Below are 23324 nucleotides of genomic sequence, written 5' to 3'. Positions count from 1 at the left end.
TAATTGATGTTAGAACGTTATACACGACCTGAGATGGGGAATATTTGGACAGAACAAAACAAATACCAAGCTTGGTTAGAAGTCGAAATATTGGCAGATGAAGCCTGGGCTGAATTAGGAGAAATTCCAAAAGAAGATGTAAAAAAAATTCGCGAATATGCCTCTTTTGATATTGAACGGATTTTAGAAATCGAGCAAGACACTCGTCATGATGTCGTAGCTTTTACTCGTGCAGTTTCTGAAACGTTAGGAGAAGAACGCAAGTGGGTTCATTATGGATTAACAAGTACAGATGTCGTGGATACAGCTTATGGCTATCAAATCAAGCAAGCCAATGATATTTTACGAGCAGACTTGAAACGTTTTACAGCAATTATTGGTGAAAAAGCCAAAGAGCATAAATATACGGTAATGATGGGGAGAACTCATGGCGTGCATGCAGAACCTACAACTTTTGGCTTGAAATTGGCGACGTGGTACTCAGAAATGAAAAGAAACATCGAACGTTTTGAGCATGCTGCTAAAGGGGTAGAAGCTGGGAAAATTTCTGGAGCAGTTGGAACATTTGCCAATATTCCACCGTTTATCGAAGAATACGTATGTAAAAAACTAGGGATTCGTCCACAAGAAGTTTCAACACAAGTCCTACCACGTGATCTACACGCTGAATATTTTGCTACTATGGCTTTAATTGCAACGAGTATTGAACGTTTTGCGACAGAAATTCGCGGATTACAAAAATCTGAAACGAGAGAAGTAGAAGAATTTTTTGCCAAAGGACAAAAAGGTTCTTCAGCAATGCCTCATAAGAGAAATCCAATTGGTTCAGAAAATATGGCTGGACTGGCACGGGTGATTCGTGGACACATGGTGACGGCTTATGAAAATGTTTCTTTGTGGCATGAAAGAGATATCTCACATTCTTCTGCTGAACGAATTATTTTACCAGATACGACGATTCTTTTAGACTATATGTTAAATCGTTTTGGTAATATTGTAAAAAATCTAACGGTCTTCCCCGAGAATATGAAACGCAATATGGATGCAACATTCGGCTTGATCTACAGTCAACGTGTTATGCTTAAATTGATCGATAAAGGCATGACAAGAGAAGAAGCGTATGATCTTGTCCAACCAAAAACAGCTTATGCATGGGACAATCAAGTGCCGTTTAGACCATTACTTGAAGAAGATCAGACGATCTCTTCTGTATTATCAAAAGCAGATATCGATGATGCCTTTGATTACCACCATCATTTAAAAAATGTCGATACTATTTTTAATCGTGTTAGTTTAACAGATTCACCTAAATAAATGGTGAAAAAACAAGAGACTGGAACAATAATCAAAGAAGAATTTGATTATTGCCCCAGTTTTTTATTTGTGGGTACAAAAAGTACTCGTCCATGTATGATTAAAGTTTCTGGAATCAATCAGAAAGGAAGCGAAAGCCTTATGTTTAAAATTGATACCCTCAATCACACAATTTTAACATTAGATATAGAACAATTTATTCCTTAAATCACATTTTCGACCAGTACAAAGAGTTACCGAAATATATTGTGGCAGATGCAGGTTATGGCAGTGAAGAAACTGATAGGTATATTCAAGATGGTCTACATAAAATATCTTTAATCACTTAGAACAGTTACCACAAAGAAACCCAAAAGAAAGTGAAAAGCAACCCATTTCACGTAGAAAATTGGCATTACTTTGAAGAGGAAGAAGTGGACGTCTTTCCAGCAAAGTGTTTGTTTTTTTAGCGGTACAGTCAAAGGAAAGATGAAGGAATTAAGCATTCTAATGGTTCTAAATTTAAGAAAACGAGCGGAATACTTAGAGGCTGAAGGCACTATGATAGAAAAAAATAAGACTGATTTTGACCATACACATCAAAATCAGTCTTATTTTTTTAAAAGGACGATTGTCCCAGTCTCATTTTTTTATATGAAGAAACGAATGCGTTAGTGTTTTCCTTATTTGACTTATAAAGTGTTTTTTTTAATTGTAGCATTCAAAAAATCTCATGCATAAAGCGCATGATTAATATAATTAAAGTGCTTAGAATGAAGGAGCACTAATAATTCCTCAATAAAATCATAGCCAAATTCTTGCTGATCATAAGTCACTTTAATACGATAATGATTTTTAAATAATCGTTGTTCATGAATTTGACTTATTACAAGCTGGTGTGCATTACTTGTTTGATATTCAAAAGTTCGTTTGCGACATTCAGCGTGACGTTTTGCTGCCTGACGAATCTTTCGGAAGGTATAAAAGCTAGTATCTTTGTTGCATAAATAGACATCTTTAATCGACAATAGATCATTATATAAACGTGACGTTTCATCGGGTGTTAAATCCGTTAAAAATCTCTTTGCACAGGTAATGGGCTCTTCCATTTAGCATCCTCCTTGAATAATTATCCAGAACAATTCTAATTCTACTATAGCATCATTTATTCCAAGTGTAAACGCTTGTTTCTTCGCTTGAAAGAGGACGATTAGGGATAAAACCGAACATTAGACAATTCTAATGTGTGTAATGTACACTTTTGTGTTGGTTGCGAGAAAAAACCTTGTTAAAATTTAAAGTGAAAAAGCGAACAAATATAGTTATTTTCATTTAAAATGTAAAGAAAATAAGGAGATGCAGGAATGGAAAAGAAAAATTTGCTGTATGAAGGTAAAGCAAAAAAAATGTATCAGACTTCAGATGAACATGTGATTTGGGTAGAATACCTTGACCAAGCAACAGCTTTGAATGGATTGATGAAAGATCAAATCACCGGAAAAGGGGAACTGAACAATCAAATCACCAGCAAAATTTTCTATTATTTATCCGAACAAGGCATTGAAAACCACTTTATTCGTCAGTTGAGTAAAACCGAACAATTAGTGAGTAAGTTAGAGATTCTTCCCTTAGAAGTAGTTGTTAGAAATGTCGCTGCTGGAAGTTTTTCAAAACGCCTTGCTGTTCCAGAAGGGCAAAAACTGACTATGCCAATCGTGGAATTTTATTACAAAGAAGATCGACTAGACGATCCTTTTATCAATGATGAACATGTGAAATTTTTAAACATCGCTAATCAAGAAGAAATCGAAGAATTAAAACAGCAAGCAAAAAGAATTAATCAGGTATTGATTCAATTGTTTCAAAAAATTGATTTACAATTAATCGATTTTAAACTCGAATTTGGAAAAAAACAAGATGGCACAATCATATTGGGAGATGAAATTTCTCCTGATACTTGCCGTTTATGGGATCAAAAAACGAATGAGCATATGGATAAAGATGTCTATCGTAGAAAAATCGGAGAAATTGTTCCGGTCTATCAAGAAGTATTGACACGTTTGACTCAACTTGGTTTATGAAAGGAGAAAATAGCATGTATTTTGTGAAAGTTTATGTTACTTATAAAGATTCTGTATTAGACCCTCAAGGAGAGGCAGTAAAAAACGCCGTTCATCGTTTAGGCTATGATTCGATTGAAGAAGTTCGAATGGGAAAATACTTTGAAATTCAAGTTTCCTCAAAGGATGAATCCGTGGAAGAAACAATTGAAGCGATTTGCGACCAATTACTAGCAAATGTCAATATGGAAACATATCGTTATGAAATTAAACAATTGGAGGAAAGATAAGATGAAATTTGCGGTGATCGTCTTTCCCGGTTCAAATTGTGATGCAGATATGTTATGGGCGATTCGTGAAGTGATGAATGTTGAGGCTGACTATGTTCGCCATGATGAAACCTCTTTAAATGGTTATGATGGTGTCTTGCTTCCTGGTGGCTTTTCTTATGGTGATTACTTGCGTTGTGGAGCGATTGCCCGTTTTTCATCTATCATGAAAGAAGTGATTCGTTTTGCAAACGAAGGAAAGCCGGTTTTTGGTACTTGTAATGGATTTCAAATCCTCACTGAGGCAGGACTTCTTCCAGGAGTATTAAGACGAAATGAATCTTTACGATTTATTTGTAAAACTGTTCCATTGAAAGTAAATAACCAAAGTGCTTTTACTTCTGAATACCAAATGGATGAAATCATTCATTTACCTGTCGCTCACGGCGAAGGAAATTATTTTTGCGATGAAGAAACCTTACAAGAGCTTAAAGCGAATAATCAAATTATATTTACCTACATGCATGAAAATATTAATGGTAGTGTTGAAAGCATTGCAGGAATTACTAACAAGGCAGGAAATGTGATGGGGATGATGCCTCATCCTGAGCGAGCGATGGAAGCATTACTTGGCTCCGAAGATGGGAAACGATTTTTTGCCTCAATGTTAAAAAATTTTGAAAAAGGTGATTGCTTAAGATGAAAACGTTGAATGAGCCAAGCCCAATAGAAATTAAAGAGAAGAAAATCTATTCGCAATGGGGATTAACCGATGAAGAATATCGCATGATCGAAGAAGATATTCTCGGAAGAATGCCTAATTATACAGAAACTGGTTTGTTTTCGGTGATGTGGAGTGAACATTGTTCCTATAAAAATTCTAAGCCAATTTTACGAAAATTTCCGACAAGTGGTCCTCATGTTCTTCAAGGGCCAGGTGAAGGTGCAGGTATCGTCGATATTGGTGATGGCCAAGCGGTGGTTTTCAAAGCAGAAAGTCATAATCATCCTTCGGCAGTTGAACCTTATGAAGGAGCCGCAACAGGTGTTGGTGGTATTATCCGAGATATTTTTAGTATGGGCGCACGCCCGATTGCTTTATTAGACTCCTTGCGTTTTGGCGAATTGAATCAACCTCGAACGAAATATTTATTAGAAGAGGTCGTTGCTGGCATCTCAGGTTATGGGAATTGTATTGGGATCCCAACAGTCGGTGGCGAGGTAGCTTTTGATCCATGTTACGAAGGAAATCCGTTAGTTAACGCAATGTGTGTGGGTTTGATCGATCATAAAGACATCCAAAAAGGCCAAGCTTCCGGTGTAGGAAATTCAATCATGTATGTTGGTGCGAAAACAGGACGTGACGGTATACATGGTGCAACTTTTGCATCGGAAGAATTTAGTCAAGAAGAAGAGCAACAACGATCTGCTGTGCAGGTGGGTGATCCATTTATGGAAAAACTATTGCTTGAAGCATGCTTGGAACTAATTTTAGAACATGCAGATATTTTGGTGGGAATCCAAGACATAGGAGCAGCGGGCTTGGTTTCTTCTAGTTCAGAGATGGCTTCAAAGGCTGGATCTGGATTGATCTTGACACTAGACGAGGTGCCACAACGAGAAAGTCATATGACGCCTTATGAAATGATGCTTTCAGAATCACAAGAACGGATGTTAATTTGTGTGAAAGCTGGTTCAGAAGAAAAAGTGAAAGAACTATTTAGAAAATATGACTTAGATGCAGTCACTATAGGAAAAGTCACGGATGATGGCTTATATCGTTTGTATCATCATGGCGAAGAAGTGGCTAACTTGCCGGTGGATGCTTTAGCCGAAGATGCGCCAGTTTATATGAAACCTTCAAAGGAACCAGCACGAATTGAAGCGTTTAAACAACTTGGCCAATATCAACCAACGATTGAAAATGCAACCCAAGTGTTACTTGATTTATTAAAACAACCAACGATTGCTTCAAAGCGTTCCATCTATGAAACCTATGATTCGCAAGTGCAAACAAATACAGTTGTTACACCTGGAAGTGACGCCGCTGTCTTACGTATACGTGGCACGAAAAAAGCAATTGCTGTAACCACTGATTGTAACGCGCGCTATATTTATTTAAATCCGGAAATTGGAGGTCAGATAGCCGTAGCTGAAGCAGCTAGAAATATTGTCGCAAGTGGTGGGCGACCGCTAGCCATTACAGATTGCTTAAATTATGGATCTCCTGATAAACCAGAAGTATTCTGGGAGCTTGAAAAATCAGCAGACGGTATTGCCAAAGCCTGTGAAATGTTGGCGACACCAGTTATCTCTGGAAATGTTTCTTTGTATAACGAGACGGATGGAAAGGCAATTTATCCAACGCCAATGATTGGAATGGTAGGTTTAATTGAAGATCATCAACACATCACAACCCAATCATTTAAATCAGCTGATGATTTGATTTATCTTATCGGAGAGACCTATGACGATTTTAATGGAAGTGAATTGCAAAAGATGCAATTGGGCCGAATCGAAGGGGATATCGAACATTTTGATTTAGCGGTTGAAAAACAAAATCAAGAAACACTTTTAGCAGCGATTAAAACAGGAATGGTGACAAGCGCACATGATTGTTCAGAAGGTGGTTTAGCAATCGCGCTTTCTGAAGCAACTTTTGCCAATCAATTTGGTTTAAATGTGTCCGTTCCGCTAACGACAGCGCAACTTTTTTCAGAATCACAATCAAGATTTATTTTAACCATTCATCCGAACGATCAAGAAAATTTTGAACAAATGTTTGGTGAACGAGCAGTATGTATCGGTCAGGTGACTTCGGACAGTACCATAAATCTAAAAGCAAATGATGGGGAAATCCAGATAGATGTTCCAACAGCCAAAAAAAGCTGGGAGGAAGCAATCGAATGTCTTATGAAGTAAAAAGTTTAAATGAAGAATGCGGAGTGTTTGGTGTCTGGGGACACCAAGACGCTTCGAGTGTGACTTATTTTGGTCTGCATAGTTTACAGCATCGTGGACAAGAAGGTGCTGGAATTGTTTCAAATGATCAAGGAAAACTGCTAGGGCATCGTGATTTAGGGTTACTTTCTGAAGTTTTTAAAGATCAAAGGAAATTAGCAGCTTTATCTGGTCAAGCAGCTATTGGACATGTACGTTACGCCACTGCTGGCAATGGTAGCGTGGATAACATTCAGCCTTTTTTATTCAAATTTTATGATCAGTCTATTGGTTTAGCACATAATGGAAACTTGACGAATGCACATTCTTTACGAAAATCGTTAGAAAAAAATGGGGCTATTTTCCATTCTAATTCAGATACGGAAATTTTGATGCACTTAATCCGTCGTAGTGAAAAGACAACCTTACTTGATAAATTAAAAGAAGCATTAAATCAGGTCAAAGGTGGCTTTGCCTATCTTTTGCTTACAGAAGATGCCATGATTGCGGCACTAGATCCTAATGGGTTTCGTCCTCTGGCAATTGGACAAATGAAAAATGGTGCCTATGTTGTGGCTTCAGAAACTTGTGCGTTAGAAGTCATTGGTGCTCGTTTTGTTCAAGACGTACGACCTGGCGAAGTAGTAATCATTGATGATTCTGGATACACGATTGATACCTACACAGATGACACACAATAGCGATTTGTTCAATGGAATATATCTATTTTGCCCGTCCTGATTCAAATATTGCGGGAGTCAATGTACACACTGCTCGTAAAAATATGGGGCGTAATTTAGCCAAGGAAGCACCTGTTGAGGCCGATATGGTTGTAGGCGTTCCAAATTCCTCGCTTTCAGCAGCCAGCGGTTATGCTGAGGCTAGCGGTATCCCTTATGAAATTGGCTTGGTAAAAAACCAATACATTGCAAGAACCTTTATTCAACCAACACCTGCTTTAAGAGAGCAAGGAGTTAGAATGAAACTTTCAGCCGTACGAGGGGTAGTAGAAGGAAAAAAAATCATCATGGTCGATGATTCCATCGTTCGTGGAACAACGAGTAAAAGAATTGTGCGCTTATTGAAAGAAGCTGGTGCAAAAGAAGTCCATGTTCGAATTGCTTCTCCTCCGTTAAAGTATCCTTGTTTTTACGGTATCGATATTCAAACAAGGAAAGAGTTAATCGCAGCCAATCATAGCGTGGAAGAAATCAGACAGTGCATCGAAGCTGATTCTTTAGAATTTTTAAGTGAAGAAGGATTAATCCAATCCATTGGGCTTAAGGAAGAAGCGCCTTATTCTGGTTTATGTATGGCTTATTTCAATGGGGATTATCCAACGCCTTTATACGATTATGAAGAAAAATATCGTGAATCGTTGAAAGAGAAAGTGTCTTTTTTTTAATAAGGGAGGAAAAAATAAGATGAAAAATGCCTATGCGAATGCAGGCGTCGATGTCGAAGCTGGTTATGAAGTCGTAGAACGAATCAAAAAACACGTAAAAAAAACAGAACGTTTAGGTGTAATGGGCGCTTTAGGTGGTTTTGGTGGCTGTTTTGACTTAAGTCCGTTTCAATTAAAAGAACCTGTTCTAGTATCTGGTACGGATGGAGTGGGAACAAAATTGATGGTAGCAATTGAAGCGGATCAACATGAAACGATCGGAATTGATTGCGTGGCTATGTGTGTCAATGACATTTTAGCACAAGGAGCTGAGCCCTTATATTTTTTAGATTATTTAGCAACAGGCAAAAATGATCCAGAAAAATTAGAAAAAGTAGTGGCAGGCGTTGCGTCCGGCTGTGTTGAAGCGAACATGGCGTTAATTGGTGGAGAAACGGCAGAAATGCCGGGGATGTATCAAAAAAATGAATATGATCTTGCGGGTTTTGCTGTAGGAATCGCTGAAAAGTCTCAACTTATTACAGGAAGTGAGATAAAAATAGGAGATGTTCTTCTAGGACTTACTTCAAACGGTATTCATTCCAATGGTTATTCTCTCGTACGAAAAATATTGTTTGAACAACATGATTTTAAATTAACGGATGTCATCAATGGATTACCTCAACCACTTAGTACAGAATTATTAAAACCAACGAAAATTTATGTTTCTGCTTTACTTCCTTTATTGAAAAAACAACAAATAAAAGGAGCTGCCCATATCACAGGTGGTGGCTTTGTGGAAAATATCCCGCGTATGTTGCCAAAAGGCATGGCTGCCTCTATCCAATTAGGCACTTGGCCAGAATTACCGATTTTTGATTGCTTGCAACGTTTAGGTAACCTACCGAAAAGAGAAATGTTTGAAATATTTAATATGGGAATTGGAATGGTCCTAGCTGTCTCACCTTCTCAAGTGGAAGAAGTGCTAGAAAGTATTGAGGCGCATGGTGAAAAGGCTTATCGAATTGGTCAGGTGGTACCGTATGAAAAAGAAAATGTGTTATTTGTTGAGGAAGAAAAATGAAGATTGCCGTATTTGCTTCAGGAAATGGGAGTAATTTTCAAGCGCTAGTGGAGTATTTTCGCAAACAAAATCGAACAGATACCTTTGAATGGCTTTTTTGCGATCAGCCGAATGCGTTTGTGTTACATCGCGCGCAAAAACTAAGTGTGCCTTATAGTGCCTTTTCACCAAGAGAATTTCCATCAAAGAAGAAATATGAAGAAAAAATTTTAAATATTTTGGCAGAAAAAGAAATTGATTTAATTGTGTTAGCCGGCTATATGCGTATTATCGGTCCTGTTCTATTGGATGCATATGAAACGAGGATTATCAATATCCATCCTTCGCTCTTGCCCAAATTTCCAGGCTTACATGGCATTCGTGATGCCTTTGAAGCAAAAGTAAATCAGACTGGCGTGACGATCCATTACGTAGATAAAGGCGTTGATACGGGTCCGATTATCTACCAAGAAGCCGTTTCGATAACAAAAGAAGATACTTTAGAGAGTCTAGAAGCGAAAATCCATCAAACAGAACATCAAGCTTATCCAAAAGTAATAGAAAAAGTCATCGAAAAGATGAAAAAAGTGGAGGAACAAAAGAATGACTAGAGCATTGTTGAGTGTATCGGATAAAAAAGGAATCATTGAATTTGCTAAAGGGCTACAAGCATTTGGCATTGAGATCATTTCAACCGGAGGAACTAAGAAAACTTTGGACGAAGCCGGAATTGAAACGATTTCGATCGAAGAAGTGACTGGATTTCCTGAAATGATGGACGGACGAGTGAAAACTCTTCACCCGAACATCCATGGTGGTTTATTAGGTCGCCGCGATCTTTTTGATCATATGGACGCCATGAAAACATCTGGAATCTTACCCATCGACTTTGTCTGTGTCAATTTGTATCCATTTAAAGAAACAATCATGAAAGACGGGGTCACAGAAAAGGAAGCCATTGAAAACATTGATATCGGTGGTCCAAGTATGTTACGAAGTGCCGCTAAGAACCATGAGTTTGTTACGGCAATTGTTGATCCAGCGGACTATACAGGTATCTTAAATGAATTAAAGGCGAACGGAGCAACTTCTCTTCATACGCGTCAAAAATTGGCTGCAAAAGTATTTCGTCATACTGCTGCATACGATGCCTTGATCGCTCAATATTTGACGGAGCAAGTGAAGGAAGAAAAACCTGAAAAGTTAACCCTTACTTATGAACGCAAACAAGAACTACGCTATGGCGAAAACAGTCATCAACAGGCTGCTTTTTATCAATCTGCTTTGCCAGAAAGCTATTCCATTGCCCAAGCAAAACAACTTCATGGAAAAGAACTATCTTTTAACAATATTCGTGATGCAGATGCAGCATTAAGAATCATGAGTGAATTTCATGCGCCGACCGTAGTAGCACTTAAACATATGAATCCTTGTGGCATCGGTACTGCTGAAACAATCCTGGATGCTTGGACGGCGGCTTATGAAGCAGACCCAATCTCGATTTTTGGTGGGATTATTGTGTTAAATCGTGAAGTGGATTTAGCGACTGCAGAAGAAATGCATAAGCTTTTTCTGGAAATCATTATTGCGCCATCTTATACACCCGAAAGTTTAGAAATCTTAAAGACAAAGAAAAATTTGCGCTTATTAACCGTTGATTTTGCTTCACAACTTGAAAAAAACTCGGATGATATTGTTTCCGTATTAGGTGGTCTTCTTATTCAAGAAAAAGACACCTCAATGGAAGAAGCAAAGGATTGGCAAGTAGTAACGGATCGTCAACCGACTGCTGATGAAATCGCCGCCCTCTCTTTTGCTTGGAAAGCAGTCAAACACGTAAAATCAAATGCGATTGTTTTAGGGAACAAACAGCAGACACTAGGGATAGGAGCGGGACAAATGAATCGTGTCGGTTCAGTAAAAATAGCGATTGAACAAGCAGGAGAAAAGGCAAAAGAGGCTGTGCTGGCAAGTGATGCTTATTTTCCAATGGATGATTCCGTTGAATACGCAGCAAAACATGGAATTAAAGCAATCATTCAACCTGGTGGCAGTATTAAAGACCAAGCTTCCATTGACATGGCTAATAAATATGGTGTAGCCATGGTCTTTACAAATGTTCGCCATTTCAGACATTAAAATGATAAAAGGGAGTAGCAAATGAATATATTGATTATAGGATCTGGCGGGCGTGAGCATGCAATTGGTAAGAAGATTGGTCAAAGCCCATTAGTTGAAAAGGTTTATTGTGCTCCAGGAAATCCTGGGATGACAATAGATGGTATTCAGTTAGTTAACATAAAAGAAACCGATCATCAAAATCTAATTGCTTTTGCGAAACGCATGGATGTCACTTGGAGTTTTGTTGGTCCAGAAATTCCTTTGTTAAATGGAATCGTTGATGACTTTAAAGAAGCGGGCTTGAAAATATTTGGACCAACAAAAGCAGCTGCACTGATTGAAGGATCGAAAAGCTTTGCAAAAGAATTGATGGAACAATTCCAGATTCCAACTGCAGAATCGAAAACTTTTACTCATTATCCTGAAGCAAAGCGATATATTGAAGAAAAAGGAGCGCCGATTGTCATAAAAGCAGATGGTTTAGCAGCAGGTAAAGGGGTAGTTGTGGCAATGACGCTAGAAGAAGCAGTCGAAGCAGCCTACGATATGCTGGAAAAAGACCGTTTTGGCCAAAGTGGTCAGAAAATTGTCGTCGAAGAATTTCTTGTAGGAGAAGAATTTTCTCTGTTGGCATTTGTCAACGGGAAAGACGTCTATCCGATGGCTATCTCGCAAGACCATAAGCGAGCTTATGATGGCGATAATGGACCAAATACTGGGGGAATGGGTGCGTATTCACCAGTTCCACAAATTTCTGAAGAAATCGTTGAAAAAGGAATCGAACAAATACTAAAACCGGCTGCCAAAGCAATGATTGATATGAAACGTCCTTTTACTGGTATTTTGTATGCCGGATTAATTGCCACGACAGAAGGACCAAAAGTGATTGAATTTAACGCTAGATTTGGTGATCCAGAAACGCAAGTAATTTTACCTCGATTGAAAAACGATTTGGCTCAAGTGATTACTGATTTATTAGAAAACAAAACGGTTGACTTGGTCTGGGAAAAAGAAGGATATAACATTGGGGTGGTAGTAGCTGCTGAAGGTTATCCTGGTGATTATACAAGGAACATGTTGTTACCAAAATTTTCAGAAGCAGATACGACCGTGTATTATGCAGGAGTGAAAGAAGAACAAAAAAACTTGGTGGGCGCTGGCGGACGAATTTATTTAGTGGAAGCATTTGGTGAAACGCTTGAAGCAGCTAGAAAAAAAGTTTACGAAACGCTTCAATCAAAAAATACTGCCCAAACCTTCTATCGAAAAGATATTGGATTAAAAGCACTGGAAGGTAGCCACAAAGAAATTTAAAGTGTCGCTAAGGTGAACCATTTTTTTCTTTTACAAAGAAAAAAGTGGTTTACTTCTTTTTAATCCTTTTTTAAGATAAATATGTTAGAATCTAATGGGAAAGAAAGGAATGGTTTTCATGAAAAAAATTAAATTGGGTACTTCAAATCAAATGGTTTCGTCAGTCATTTTAGGTTGTATGAGAATTAACGGTGCAGAAAATCCCGAAAAAATTGTTGAAACTGCTTTTGATAACGGTATCAATTTTTTTGATCACGCAGATATCTATGGCGGTGGAGAATGTGAAGAAATCTTTTCAAATGTATTGGGAAAAACGTCCTTAAAAAGAGAAAATCTTTTTATTCAAACAAAATGTGGCATTGTTCCTGGTGTGATGTTCGATTTTTCTAAAAAACATATCATTGAATCAGTAGAAGGCAGTTTGCGACGTCTGAAAATGGACTATATTGATTCTTTATTGCTTCATCGACCAGATACTTTAGTGGAACCGACTGAAGTGGCTGAAGCATTTGAAGCATTAGAAAAATCAGGAAAAGTACGTTATTTTGGTGTAAGTAATCAAAAACCAATGCAAATTGAGCTATTAAAAAAATACGTAAAGCAACCATTATTAATCAATCAATTACAGTTTGGTTTAAAACATTCTGGGATGATTGACCAAGGCATTCACGTGAATATGACAGATGAAGCAAGTATTGATCATGATGGAAGTGTATTAGATTATTCGCGTTTAAATGACATGACAATTCAAGCATGGTCACCTTATCAATATGGATTTTTTGAAGGCGTATTTATTGGAAACGAGAAATTTCCAAAGTTAAATCAAAAATTAAATGAGCTAGCTGAAAAATACCAGACCACGCCTACGGGATTAGCCTCCGCTTGGATCTTGCGTCACCCGGCAAATATCCAAGTGATAGCTGGAACGATGAATGTTGGGCGTATTAAAGAAATTGCCCAAGCATCTGAGATTGTCATGAGCCGTGAAGATTGGTATGAACTTTATCGTGAAGCGGGCAATATTCTGCCTTAATCATTTAAAATGAAATGTCGTTAGTTTTTTCTTAACTAGCGACTTATACATAGATTGTTAAGAAATTAAATGAAAATTTAAGGAGTGTGGGGTAAAATGGAAAATAAAAACGAAAAAGGCCTGGACAAGGTTCAATACAATCAACGAGTATTAGAAAAAGCGCACAGGATTATAGAGAAGTATCCGAATAAATTAGTCAGAGAAAAGGAAATAAAAAAACTATCTACAGAAGCATATAACGCTAAACAAATGCGTAAACTTTCGGATGCCGAAAAATCAGATAAAACCCAGCAAAAAACCAAGGCTAACATAGCTAGTAAAATAAAAAATGAACCACAAAAAATGAATCAACTTGTCGTGAAAGCAAGAACAAAACAACTTATTAACAACTTTGGAAAAGAGTCAAGTAAAAAGCAAGAAGCAACAAAAAAAATGGACAGAACTTGATAAGGTAGACTCGGCAGGTGGTTTTTAACGAACATTTCACTTAATGGGTGTATTCATTTATATTTACGCATCTGAAAGTTTTTTATTTGTCTTTTCTCTTGATTTTTTACTATAAATACGGTAAATTACTTAAGGTGTTAAAAAAAGACGCCAAATAAGCAAAGAATGTTCGTGTTTTACTAGATTCGAACATTAGGAGGATCCTGTCCATGAAAGTGTTTGATTACGAAGATATCCAACTCATTCCTAATAAATGTATCGTAAATAGCCGTTCAGAGTGTGATACGACTGTCACATTAGGTAAACATACTTTTAAAATGCCTGTAGTACCTGCAAATATGCAGACAATTATTGATGAATCTATTGCCCAATTTTTAGCTGAAAATGGGTATTTCTATATTATGCATCGCTTTGAAGAAGCCTCAAGAATACCATTTGTGAAAAAAATGAAAGAACAACAACTCATTTCTTCTATTAGTGTAGGCGTAAAAAAAGAAGAGTATGTATTTGTTGAAGAGCTAGCAAAACAAAATTTAGTTCCAGACTATATAACAATTGATATCGCTCATGGACATTCAAATGCTGTAATTGAAATGATCCAACACATAAAAAAATATTTGCCAGAAACATTTGTTATTGCGGGCAATGTGGGAACACCTGAAGCCGTTCGTGAATTGGAAAACGCTGGAGCGGATGCGACAAAAGTTGGGATCGGACCAGGAAAAGTCTGTATTACCAAGATTAAAACAGGATTTGGTACAGGCGGATGGCAACTAGCAGCGCTTAGATGGTGTGCAAAAGCTGCTAGAAAACCGATTATTGCTGATGGTGGCATTCGGACACATGGTGATATAGCAAAATCTGTACGTTTTGGTGCAACGATGGTGATGATCGGCTCCCTTTTTGCTGGACACGAAGAATCTCCGGGTGAAACCATGGTTGAAAACGGTGTTGTTTATAAAGAATATTTCGGTTCTGCTTCAGAATTTCAAAAAGGCGAGAAGAAAAATGTTGAAGGAAAGAAGATTTGGATCCAACATAAAGGTTCTTTAAAGGATACTTTAATTGAAATGCAACAAGATCTACAATCTTCAATCTCTTATGCAGGTGGCAAAGACATCGAAGCCATTCGCAAGGTTGATTACGTTATTGTGAAAAACTCCATTTTTAACGGAGATACTATTTAATCATGGAAAAAGCAAAGTGTGTAAAAGAAGCACTTTGCTTTTTTTATTTCTTTCTCGGGCATTCTTCGATAAAATAGAAAATAACTTAGAAAAATGAGAAGCGGAGAAACGAAACATATGTGGAAAATCATTGATAAAAAAAAAGGGCCTGTGTATCGTCAAATCATGGACCAAGTGATGGAAAACATTGAAAAAGGACAACTAAATCCTGGGGATCGCTTGCCATCTGAAAGAAAACTTGCACAAGTTTTTCAGTCAAATCGTACGACAGTCGTTCGAGCGTTAGATGAATTGAGGGACCTTGGTGTAATTATTAGTCAGCGTGGCAGTGGACGTTATATTAATCAAACGCAATGGGGAAGATATGTAGTGCCTAGGGTTAACTGGCGTGAATTGTTTTCTCAACGCTACGAACAAATCGATGACGAGTATGAAAGACAAATGAATGCTAAGAAAAAACAATCGGATTTTCTTGATTTATTTTCTAGTGAAATGTCCAAAGAGTTATTGCCCAATGTCCTCTTTCCTGCCTATTCAATGAAAGATATTATTGAAAAGGAGCAACAAATGACTTGCTTTGGTTATCTTCCATTGATTAGAAAAATAAAAAACTATTTAATGGAAAAATTTCTTTTTGATTTTTCAAAAACGGAATTGTTAATAACGAGTGGCGGTCAACAAGCTATTTTTCTTATTCTACAAACAATTTTATCTAATGGGGATACTATTGCGGTAGAAACACCTTCTTTTTTCTATCGATTATCTTTATTTAGAGCCAGTGGGATTCGTCTATATGGCGTGCCTATGGACAAGGAAGGAATAGATTTAAATAAGTTAGAAGTGTCCATTCGAAAAAATAAATTAAAAGCAGTGTTAGTCAATCCCAATTTTCAAAATCCTACTGGAAAAGTCATGTCGCAAAAACGTCGGAAGGACTTAGTGACACTTTGCCGAAAATATCAATTACCGATCATTGAGGATGATGTGTTTAGTGACTTATCTTTTCATACGGTTGAACGTCAAAAACTTTCTTCGATTCATTCCATTGATCCAGAAAATGTATTGTATATCGGTTCACTTTCTCGTGTACTCGGACAAACAACAAAAATAGGTTGGATCGTTGGTTTGCGTTCTTTTGTGACTAGATTAGCAAAAGCACAAGAAGTAATGGAGTTTTCAATGAGTATATTTACTCAAATGGTAGCCACGACAGTCTTTGAAGAAAGTTATGATACAAAAATATCTACTGTGAGAGAAGAATTATACAAAAAAAGTCTTTTGCTGACAGAGTGGGCAAAAGAACAGCAATTCTTTGAAGTATGTCCAATAAACGGTGGCTATTATGCTTGGATTACTTGGAATGGAAAGAAATTAACGAGAGAAATTGCGGAAGAAATGATTCGTTTGGGCATAGGGATTGCACCAAGCTTTTTATTTGGGGAAGAGACGAATGGTTTGAGAGTGAATTTTAGCCGTATGAATGAAAGTCAATTGCCATTTTTTAAAACTAAAATGGCTAATTTAGCCCAGCAATTAAGAGAATAAATAGCGGACATAAACAAAATAGTCCAGTGCAACAGTTAAGGTTTTTCTTGACTGTTGCTTTTTAGTTGAAAAAAATACACATATAGTAGTAAATTAAAATAGAGACCTTTGTATAATTCGTCACGAACGACTCATTAGCTTTTCCTATAATTTAAACAAATGGTATAACAACAAGCTTATTTAATGATAACAGTAGAAGGGGGAGAGGATGAAACAAAGGTATTTTATTTGAAAAAATAGTAAACCGCTTTCTGCTTTGTGATTTTGTTCACTAAATGTGGAATGATGCGGACTGTTGTAATTTTTTTAAATCGTGAAAATTTATGCTTTTAGCTTGTGTTTCTCAAAAATACATGATAATTTATAAAAGAAGACAGTTAAATAGTGATACAGTTTTAATCGCTGTTTCAGTCGTAGAATGATGAGATTTCTTATAGATGAGAGAGGAATGTGTGACAAATGGCAAAAAAGAAACTACCAATCGACTTTCAAGCTTTGTTAGATGAAGTCAATTCAGATTTTCCAGTATATCAAGCTCTTGATCAAGATGGTAAAGTAGTAAATCAAGACCTTGTTCCTGATTTATCAGATGATCAATTAGTAGAATTAATGACGAGTATGGTTTGGTCACGTGTTTTAGATCAACGCTCCACTGCTTTAAACCGTCAAGGACGCCTAGGCTTCTTTGCACCAACAGCAGGACAAGAAGCAAGCCAACTGGCAAGCGCCTTTGCATTTGAAAAAGAAGATGTTTTATTACCAGGTTACCGTGATGTGCCTCAACTAGTCAAACATGGATTACCTTTATCTCAAGCTTTCCTATGGTCTCGTGGACATGCAGCAGGTAACTTTTATCCAGAAGAATTGAAAGCTCTACCACCACAAATCATTATTGGTGCACAATACATTCAAGCAGCCGGCGTTGCCTTAGGGTTGAAAAAAAGAAATAAGAAAAATGTTGTCTTTACTTATACAGGTGATGGCGGTTCTTCTCAAGGTGATTTTTACGAAGCAATCAACTTTGCCGGGGCTTATCATGCAAATGCAGTGTTTTATATCCAAAATAATGGATTTGCGATTTCAACACCACGTGAGAAACAAACGGCTGCGAAAACATTAGCCCAAAAAGCTGTAGCTGCAGGGATTCCAGGTATTCAAGTAGATGGCATGGATCCATTGGCTGTTTACACAGTATCTAAAATGGCTCGTGATTGGGCAACAAGCGGAAATGGTCCAGTCTTGATTGAAACATTGACCTATCGTTATGGACCACATACCTTATCTGGAGATGATCCAACTCGTTACCGCTCAAAAGATACGGATGACGAGTGGCAGAAAAAAGATCCTTTGATCCGTTTCCGTAACTATCTAACGGAAAAAGGATTATGGTCAGAAGAAAAAGAAGAACAAGTTATCGAGCAAACAAAAGAAGAAATCAAAGCGGCAATTGCTGAAGCGGATAAAATTCCAAAACAAAAAGTATCCGATTTCTTAAAAAATATGTTTGAAGTTTCACCTCAAACAATCAAAGAACAAATTGCAATCTATGAAGCAAAGGAGTCGAAATAATCATGGCACAAAAAACAATGATTCAAGCAATCACAGATGCCTTAGCACTTGAACTAGAAAATGACGAAAATGTCGTTGTTTTTGGAGAAGACGTCGGGAAAAATGGCGGGGTGTTCCGTGCAACGGAAGGATTGCAAGAAAAATTTGGTGAAGAACGCGTTTTCGACACACCTTTAGCTGAATCAGGAATTGCTGGTCTAGGATTCGGGCTAGCACTAGAAGGCTTTCGCCCAGTTCCTGAAATCCAATTCTTTGGGTTTATTTTTGAAGCAATGGACGAAGTAGTTGCACAAATGGCTCGTACAAGATATCGAATGGGTGGCACAAGAAACTTGCCAATTACGATTCGTTCACCATTTGGTGGCGGTGTTCATACGCCAGAGCTTCACTCAGATAATTTAGAAGGTTTGATTGCTCAATCACCAGGTATTCGTGTGGTTATTCCATCAAATCCTTATGATGCAAAAGGCTTATTGATTTCATCTATTCGGAGCAATGATCCAGTTGTCTTTTTAGAACATATGAAATTGTATCGTTCATTCCGTGAAGAAGTGCCAGATGAAGCTTATGAAGTACCTTTAGATAAAGCAGCGGTAACTCGTGAAGGAACGGATGTTTCGATCATTACTTATGGAGCGATGGTACGAGAAGCAATCAAAGCAGCAGATAATTTAGCAAAAGAAAATATTTCAGTAGAGATTATTGACTTAAGAACGGTTGCACCGCTTGATGTGGACACCATTATCCAATCGGTTGAAAAAACTGGACGTGTGGTAGTTGTTCAAGAAGCACAAAGACAAGCAGGCGTGAGTGCGCAAGTGATCTCTGAAATCTCAGAACGTGCGATCCTTTCATTAGAAGCACCAATCGGACGTGTGGCAGCACCAGACACTGTTTTCCCATTTGGACAAGCGGAGAATATTTGGTTGCCAAATGCAGCGGACATTGAAGCAAAAGTCAAAGAAATCGCGCAATTCTAAGAAATAAGAAGGGACGTAAGAAAATCATGGCATACCAATTTAAATTACCTGACATTGGTGAAGGAATCGCAGAAGGAGAAATTGTCAAATGGTTTGTTAAACCAGGAGATACAATTAATGAAGATGATACGTTATTAGAAGTACAAAATGATAAATCAGTGGAAGAAATTCCCTCACCGGTAACAGGAACAGTAAAAAATATTTTAGTTTCAGAAGGAACTGTAGCAAACGTAGGGGATGTGTTGGTGGAAATTGATGCACCCGGACATGAAGACAACGACTCTAGTGGTGACGCAGGAGTAGCTGCTAAAGAGCAAACGCCAGAACATCCAGCAGCTGAGCCAACAGAAGGTACAACCAATTCAGGCGATGGCGTCTTTGAATTTAAATTACCTGACATTGGTGAAGGAATCGCAGAAGGAGAAATAGTCAAATGGTTTGTCAAACCAGGAGACACGATCAATGAAGATGATACGTTATTAGAGGTTCAAAATGATAAATCAGTGGAAGAAATTCCTTCACCGGTAACAGGAACAGTAAAAAATATTTTAGTTTCAGAAGGAACTGTAGCAAACGTAGGGGATGTATTGGTGGAAATTGATGCACCTGGACATAACAGCTCACCTTCAACTACTTCAGCAGAAAAAGCACCTACAACGCAAATAAAAGTAGAAACTTCTGGTTCTGCTTCAGTTGTAGAGGCAGCTGATCCAAACAAACGTGTTCTAGCTATGCCTTCCGTTCGACAATTTGCTCGTGAAAAAGATGTCGATATTACCCAAGTAACAGCGACTGGTAAGGGTGGCCGTGTCACAAAAGAGGATATCGAAAGCTATCTATCTGGTGGCAGAACAAGTGAAAGTGTGCCTACGAAACAAGAAACACCAGCAATAGTTGAAGAAACAACAACTGAAACGAAAGTTGATAGTAAACCAGCAGCTCCTGCTAAAGCCTTCAAATCCAACTTAGGTGAACTTGAAGAACGTGTAGCGATGACGCCAACACGTAAAGCGATTGCCAAAGCAATGGTAAACAGCAAGCAAACAGCACCTCATGTCACATTGCATGATGAAGTGGAAGTTTCTAAACTTTGGGATAATCGTAAGAGATTTAAAGAAGTGGCTGCGGCTAATGGAACAAAATTAACATTCTTGCCATATGTCGTGAAAGCATTAACTGCGACAGTGAAGAAATATCCTATTTTAAATGCGTCAATTGATGATGCAAAACAAGAAATTGTTTATAAGAATTACTATAACATCGGTATTGCGACGGATACGGATCATGGATTATACGTACCGAACGTGAAAGATGCAGACCGTAAAGGAATGTTTGCGATTGCTGATGAAATTAATGAAAAAGCAAAATTAGCTCATGACGGTAAATTATCAGCAGAAGATATGCGAAATGGTACCATCACAATTAGTAACATTGGCTCTGTAGGTGGTGGGTGGTTCACACCAGTCATCAATCACCCTGAAGTGGCAATTTTAGGCGTAGGAACCATTGCCCAACAACCAATTGTCAATGGTGAAGGGGAAATCGTGGTGGGACGCATGATGAAACTTTCCTTAAGTTTCGATCATCGTATCGTCGACGGCGCAACTGCGCAACAAGCAATGAATAATATCAAGCGTCTTTTAGCTGATCCTGAGTTATTGATGATGGAAGGATGATAAACAAATGGTAGTTGGAGATTTTGCTGTTGAATTAGATACAGTTGTAATCGGTGCGGGACCTGGTGGCTATGTGGCTGCCATCCGTGCTGCTGAAATGGGACAAAAAGTAGCAATCATTGAAAGAGAATATATTGGTGGCGTATGTTTAAACGTTGGCTGTATTCCTTCAAAAGCATTGATTGCAGCAGGACATCATTATCAAGAATCCTTGGATTCGACTTTGTTTGGTGTCACAAGTGAAAATGTCAAACTTGATTTTGCTAAAACGCAAGATTGGAAAGACAACAAAGTAGTAAAAACCTTAACTTCTGGCGTTGGCTTTTTATTAAAAAAACACAAAGTGGAAACAATTGAAGGCGAAGCGTTTTTTGTAGATGATCATACATTACGTGTGATCCATCCTGATTCTGCGCAAACTTATTATTTCAATAATGCGATCATTGCCACTGGTTCTCGTCCAATCGAAATCCCTGGTTTTAAATTTGGCGGACGTGTGTTAGATTCTACTGGTGGCTTAGCTTTGAAAGAAGTACCGAAAAAATTTGTTGTTATCGGTGGCGGTGTCATCGGTTCTGAATTAGGAGCTGCTTATGCAAATCTAGGTGCAGAAGTTACGATTCTTGAAGGCTCTCCTCAAATTTTGCCGACTTATGAAAAAGACTTGGTAAAATTAGTGGAAGACGATTTCAAGAAAAAAGGTGTCACGATTGTCACAAATGCGATGGCTAAAGAAGCAGTAGACAATGGTGACAGTGTAACAGTAAAATATGCGGTTGATGGTAAAGAAGAAACAGTTACAGCAGATTATGTGATGGTGACAGTTGGTCGTCGTCCAAATACCGATGACATGGGATTGGAACAAGCGGGTGTCGAAGTAGGTGAACGTGGGTTGATTCCAGTGGACAAACAAGGACGTACGAATGTTCCAAATATCTATGCAATTGGCGATATTGTTCCAGGAGCTGCTTTGGCTCATAAAGCGAGCTATGAAGCAAAAATCGCTGCTGAAGCTATCTCAGGTAAAAAAGTAGCGGTCGATTACAAAGCAATGCCAGCAGTTGCATTTACTGATCCTGAATTAGCTTCTGTAGGGATGACGATTAAAGAAGCAAAAGAAGCAGGAATTGAAGCAACTGCTTACAAATTCCCGTTCTCAGGTAATGGTCGTGCATTGTCACTAGCCAAAACGGAAGGATTTATTCGCTTAGTAACGACAAATGAAGATAACGTAATCATCGGCGCACAAATTGGTGGTGTCGGTGCTAGTGATATGGTATCTGAATTAGCCTTAGCGATCGAATCTGGTATGAACGCAGAAGACATTGCTTTAACGATTCATCCACACCCATCATTAGGAGAAATTACTATGGATGCGGCAGAATTAGCGTTAGGATTGCCTATCCATATTTAAAAGATTATATTTGAATAAAAATCAAATGTAAAGTCAAAAAAAGAGCAAACAACCAATCTTAATTAGATGAGTTGTTTGTTCTTTTTGATTATTTACTTAGTTAAAAATAAAAAAACTTTCATTATAACAAAATTTTCTCTTAATTTATAGCCATTTTTTCTTACATCGCCTATTAACATGAACATAATTTTCAAAAAAAAAATTAAAATGTTTCTTATTTGTAAGCGTTTTCGTGGTAAGTTATTTTTAGAAAAAGAATAATAAACTTATCTTATTGAAAAATCTTAAGTACATGGAGATAAAAATATGAACGAACAGCCCAGACAGAAGAAAGAAGAAAGAAAAAAGAGACTAGCTAAAGCTGTAGAAGAGTATGTGAATGATCCATTCATGAGTATACGGAAAATTAGTAAAAAGTATAGACTGAGTTCAAATGCTGTTTCATTTGAGATAAAAAAAGGTATGGGAAGTTGATAAAAGAAAAAACAGTTTGGCTAAATGGTACAGTAGAAGAGAAAAAAATCTTTTAAATAATTACTTTCTCTATCCTTCTGTTTCTATTTCTATTGCTAACTATGTAGAACAAAATGCTAGACCTACTACAGCCTCTGAAGAACAGTTAAAAGTATTCCAAGAGAAGGTCCTTAACGATTCACCTAAGCGCATAGTAAGAAAATATTCTGATAAAGAAAAAGCAAATTATATTTCTATGTTCGATAAATATAAGCAAAATAAATTTGATAAAGGTAACGTAGCACTTACTAGGAGAATCACTGGGGTTCCAAAGGCGACTATATCGTATTGGTTAAAACAACCAGACTCAAATACCAATTTACAAAGTGAAAAAAAATTATCAGATCAAACAGGCGAAACCGAACCGAGTAATTTAAATTTGAATGTAGATTTAGATATTGATAGGGAAATAGAAGAACCAAGCCACCATGCATCCATAATTGAAAGAAAACTAACATTTGAGACACCGAATAAAGACACTCGTTTGTTAGAAGAAATATTTGGAGAACAAGAAAT

At 37.5% G+C, this 23324-nt stretch carries 20 protein-coding genes and 1 pseudogene; 20 read left to right on the top strand and 1 reads right to left on the bottom strand.

The window, feature by feature from the left end; translation table 11 throughout:
* The first annotated feature begins 6 nt into the window (after positions 1 to 6).
* Entirely contained in the window at positions 7 to 1314 is a 1308-nt protein-coding gene (gene purB / locus EVI01_RS10350) for an adenylosuccinate lyase (RefSeq protein ID WP_010751179.1), read from the top strand.
* Between the two features lie 710 nt (positions 1315 to 2024).
* On the opposite strand, the gene EVI01_RS10345 is transcribed toward purB, so the two are convergent.
* Positions 2025 to 2402 carry a hypothetical protein gene (locus EVI01_RS10345; protein ID WP_010751177.1) on the bottom strand — a complete coding sequence of 126 codons (378 nt, stop codon included), beginning with the start codon at positions 2400 to 2402 and terminating at the stop codon, positions 2025 to 2027.
* Positions 2403 to 2657: 255 nt separating this feature from the next.
* On the opposite strand from EVI01_RS10345, the gene purC reads away from it, so the two are divergent.
* The 19 genes and pseudogenes from purC to EVI01_RS10255 form a co-directional block, all read left to right on the top strand.
* Complete coding sequence (gene purC / locus EVI01_RS10340; RefSeq protein WP_010751176.1) at positions 2658 to 3374, top strand: phosphoribosylaminoimidazolesuccinocarboxamide synthase; 717 nt, start codon at positions 2658 to 2660, stop codon at positions 3372 to 3374.
* Between the two features lie 14 nt (positions 3375 to 3388).
* Complete coding sequence (gene purS, locus EVI01_RS10335; RefSeq protein WP_010751175.1) at positions 3389 to 3643, top strand: phosphoribosylformylglycinamidine synthase subunit PurS; 255 nt, start codon at positions 3389 to 3391, stop codon at positions 3641 to 3643.
* A 1-nt stretch (position 3644) separates the two neighbouring features.
* The gene (gene purQ, locus EVI01_RS10330; RefSeq protein ID WP_010751174.1) at positions 3645 to 4325 is read left to right on the top strand and encodes a phosphoribosylformylglycinamidine synthase subunit PurQ; all 681 of its coding nucleotides are present in this window, start codon (positions 3645 to 3647) and stop codon (positions 4323 to 4325) included.
* A complete protein-coding gene (purL, locus tag EVI01_RS10325) occupies positions 4322 to 6544 on the top strand; it encodes a phosphoribosylformylglycinamidine synthase subunit PurL (protein WP_010751173.1) in 2223 nt (740 codons plus the stop codon). The genes purQ and purL overlap by 4 nt, the downstream gene beginning before the upstream one ends.
* Positions 6529 to 7967: pseudogene (purF, locus tag EVI01_RS10320) on the top strand (amidophosphoribosyltransferase). Before purL ends, purF begins: the two are co-directional and overlap by 16 nt.
* Positions 7968 to 7986: 19 nt before the next feature.
* Positions 7987 to 9030: a phosphoribosylformylglycinamidine cyclo-ligase gene (purM, locus tag EVI01_RS10315; protein ID WP_146811650.1), complete on the top strand. Its 1044-nt coding sequence runs from the start codon at positions 7987 to 7989 to the stop codon at positions 9028 to 9030.
* Positions 9027 to 9620, top strand: coding sequence for a phosphoribosylglycinamide formyltransferase (gene purN / locus EVI01_RS10310; RefSeq protein WP_010751168.1), 594 nt, complete (start codon positions 9027 to 9029; stop codon positions 9618 to 9620). The genes purM and purN overlap by 4 nt, the downstream gene beginning before the upstream one ends.
* Positions 9613 to 11148, top strand: coding sequence for a bifunctional phosphoribosylaminoimidazolecarboxamide formyltransferase/IMP cyclohydrolase (purH, locus tag EVI01_RS10305; protein WP_010751167.1), 1536 nt, complete (start codon positions 9613 to 9615; stop codon positions 11146 to 11148). Before purN ends, purH begins: the two co-directional genes overlap by 8 nt.
* A 21-nt stretch (positions 11149 to 11169) precedes the next feature.
* Entirely contained in the window at positions 11170 to 12444 is a 1275-nt protein-coding gene (gene purD / locus EVI01_RS10300; protein ID WP_010751166.1) for a phosphoribosylamine--glycine ligase, read from the top strand.
* Between the two features lie 118 nt (positions 12445 to 12562).
* Entirely contained in the window at positions 12563 to 13477 is a 915-nt protein-coding gene (locus EVI01_RS10295; RefSeq protein WP_010751165.1) for an aldo/keto reductase, read from the top strand.
* A 96-nt stretch (positions 13478 to 13573) separates the two neighbouring features.
* Positions 13574 to 13924, top strand: a complete 351-nt coding sequence (locus EVI01_RS10290; protein WP_010751164.1) for a hypothetical protein — start codon at positions 13574 to 13576, stop codon at positions 13922 to 13924.
* A gap of 209 nt (positions 13925 to 14133) precedes the next feature.
* Positions 14134 to 15111 (top strand): GMP reductase, encoded by a 978-nt coding sequence (guaC, locus tag EVI01_RS10285; RefSeq protein WP_010751163.1) that lies wholly within the window; start codon positions 14134 to 14136, stop codon positions 15109 to 15111.
* A 117-nt stretch (positions 15112 to 15228) separates the two neighbouring features.
* Positions 15229 to 16656: an aminotransferase-like domain-containing protein gene (locus tag EVI01_RS10280; RefSeq protein ID WP_010751162.1), complete on the top strand. Its 1428-nt coding sequence runs from the start codon at positions 15229 to 15231 to the stop codon at positions 16654 to 16656.
* 459 nt (positions 16657 to 17115) lie between these two features.
* A complete protein-coding gene (gene pdhA, locus EVI01_RS10275; RefSeq protein WP_010751161.1) occupies positions 17116 to 18225 on the top strand; it encodes a pyruvate dehydrogenase (acetyl-transferring) E1 component subunit alpha in 1110 nt (369 codons plus the stop codon).
* A 2-nt stretch (positions 18226 to 18227) separates the two neighbouring features.
* Positions 18228 to 19205, top strand: a complete 978-nt coding sequence (locus tag EVI01_RS10270; RefSeq protein ID WP_010751160.1) for an alpha-ketoacid dehydrogenase subunit beta — start codon at positions 18228 to 18230, stop codon at positions 19203 to 19205.
* 26 nt (positions 19206 to 19231) lie between these two features.
* On the top strand, positions 19232 to 20881 hold the full coding sequence (locus EVI01_RS10265) for a dihydrolipoyllysine-residue acetyltransferase (protein WP_010751159.1): 1650 nt from the start codon (positions 19232 to 19234) through the stop codon (positions 20879 to 20881).
* 7 nt (positions 20882 to 20888) lie between these two features.
* A complete protein-coding gene (gene lpdA / locus EVI01_RS10260; RefSeq protein ID WP_010751158.1) occupies positions 20889 to 22295 on the top strand; it encodes a dihydrolipoyl dehydrogenase in 1407 nt (468 codons plus the stop codon).
* A 306-nt stretch (positions 22296 to 22601) separates the two neighbouring features.
* Complete coding sequence (locus EVI01_RS13715; protein ID WP_010751157.1) at positions 22602 to 22769, top strand: hypothetical protein; 168 nt, start codon at positions 22602 to 22604, stop codon at positions 22767 to 22769.
* Positions 22770 to 22785: 16 nt separating this feature from the next.
* Positions 22786 to 23324: hypothetical protein (locus EVI01_RS10255; RefSeq protein ID WP_146811648.1), on the top strand; the 539-nt coding region annotated here is incomplete at its 3' end.

This window comes from Enterococcus villorum (assembly GCF_007990225.1).
Lineage (GTDB): Bacteria > Bacillota > Bacilli > Lactobacillales > Enterococcaceae > Enterococcus_B > Enterococcus_B villorum.
This window is presented reverse-complemented; position numbering and strand designations above follow the sequence as displayed.

Coding starts and splice junctions, on each gene's coding strand:
- lpdA (WP_010751158.1), top strand. CDS start 20,889: ATGGTAGTTGGAGATTTTGCTGTTGAATTAGATACAGTTGTAATCGGT.
- EVI01_RS10280 (WP_010751162.1), top strand. CDS start 15,229: ATGTGGAAAATCATTGATAAAAAAAAAGGGCCTGTGTATCGTCAAATC.
- EVI01_RS10265 (WP_010751159.1), top strand. CDS start 19,232: ATGGCATACCAATTTAAATTACCTGACATTGGTGAAGGAATCGCAGAA.
- EVI01_RS10345 (WP_010751177.1), bottom strand. CDS start 2,402: ATGGAAGAGCCCATTACCTGTGCAAAGAGATTTTTAACGGATTTAACA.
- EVI01_RS10290 (WP_010751164.1), top strand. CDS start 13,574: ATGGAAAATAAAAACGAAAAAGGCCTGGACAAGGTTCAATACAATCAA.
- pdhA (WP_010751161.1), top strand. CDS start 17,116: ATGGCAAAAAAGAAACTACCAATCGACTTTCAAGCTTTGTTAGATGAA.
- EVI01_RS13715 (WP_010751157.1), top strand. CDS start 22,602: ATGAACGAACAGCCCAGACAGAAGAAAGAAGAAAGAAAAAAGAGACTA.
- purS (WP_010751175.1), top strand. CDS start 3,389: ATGTATTTTGTGAAAGTTTATGTTACTTATAAAGATTCTGTATTAGAC.
- guaC (WP_010751163.1), top strand. CDS start 14,134: ATGAAAGTGTTTGATTACGAAGATATCCAACTCATTCCTAATAAATGT.
- purL (WP_010751173.1), top strand. CDS start 4,322: ATGAAAACGTTGAATGAGCCAAGCCCAATAGAAATTAAAGAGAAGAAA.
- purM (WP_146811650.1), top strand. CDS start 7,987: ATGAAAAATGCCTATGCGAATGCAGGCGTCGATGTCGAAGCTGGTTAT.
- EVI01_RS10270 (WP_010751160.1), top strand. CDS start 18,228: ATGGCACAAAAAACAATGATTCAAGCAATCACAGATGCCTTAGCACTT.
- purB (WP_010751179.1), top strand. CDS start 7: ATGTTAGAACGTTATACACGACCTGAGATGGGGAATATTTGGACAGAA.
- purQ (WP_010751174.1), top strand. CDS start 3,645: ATGAAATTTGCGGTGATCGTCTTTCCCGGTTCAAATTGTGATGCAGAT.
- purH (WP_010751167.1), top strand. CDS start 9,613: ATGACTAGAGCATTGTTGAGTGTATCGGATAAAAAAGGAATCATTGAA.
- purD (WP_010751166.1), top strand. CDS start 11,170: ATGAATATATTGATTATAGGATCTGGCGGGCGTGAGCATGCAATTGGT.
- EVI01_RS10295 (WP_010751165.1), top strand. CDS start 12,563: ATGAAAAAAATTAAATTGGGTACTTCAAATCAAATGGTTTCGTCAGTC.
- purC (WP_010751176.1), top strand. CDS start 2,658: ATGGAAAAGAAAAATTTGCTGTATGAAGGTAAAGCAAAAAAAATGTAT.
- purN (WP_010751168.1), top strand. CDS start 9,027: ATGAAGATTGCCGTATTTGCTTCAGGAAATGGGAGTAATTTTCAAGCG.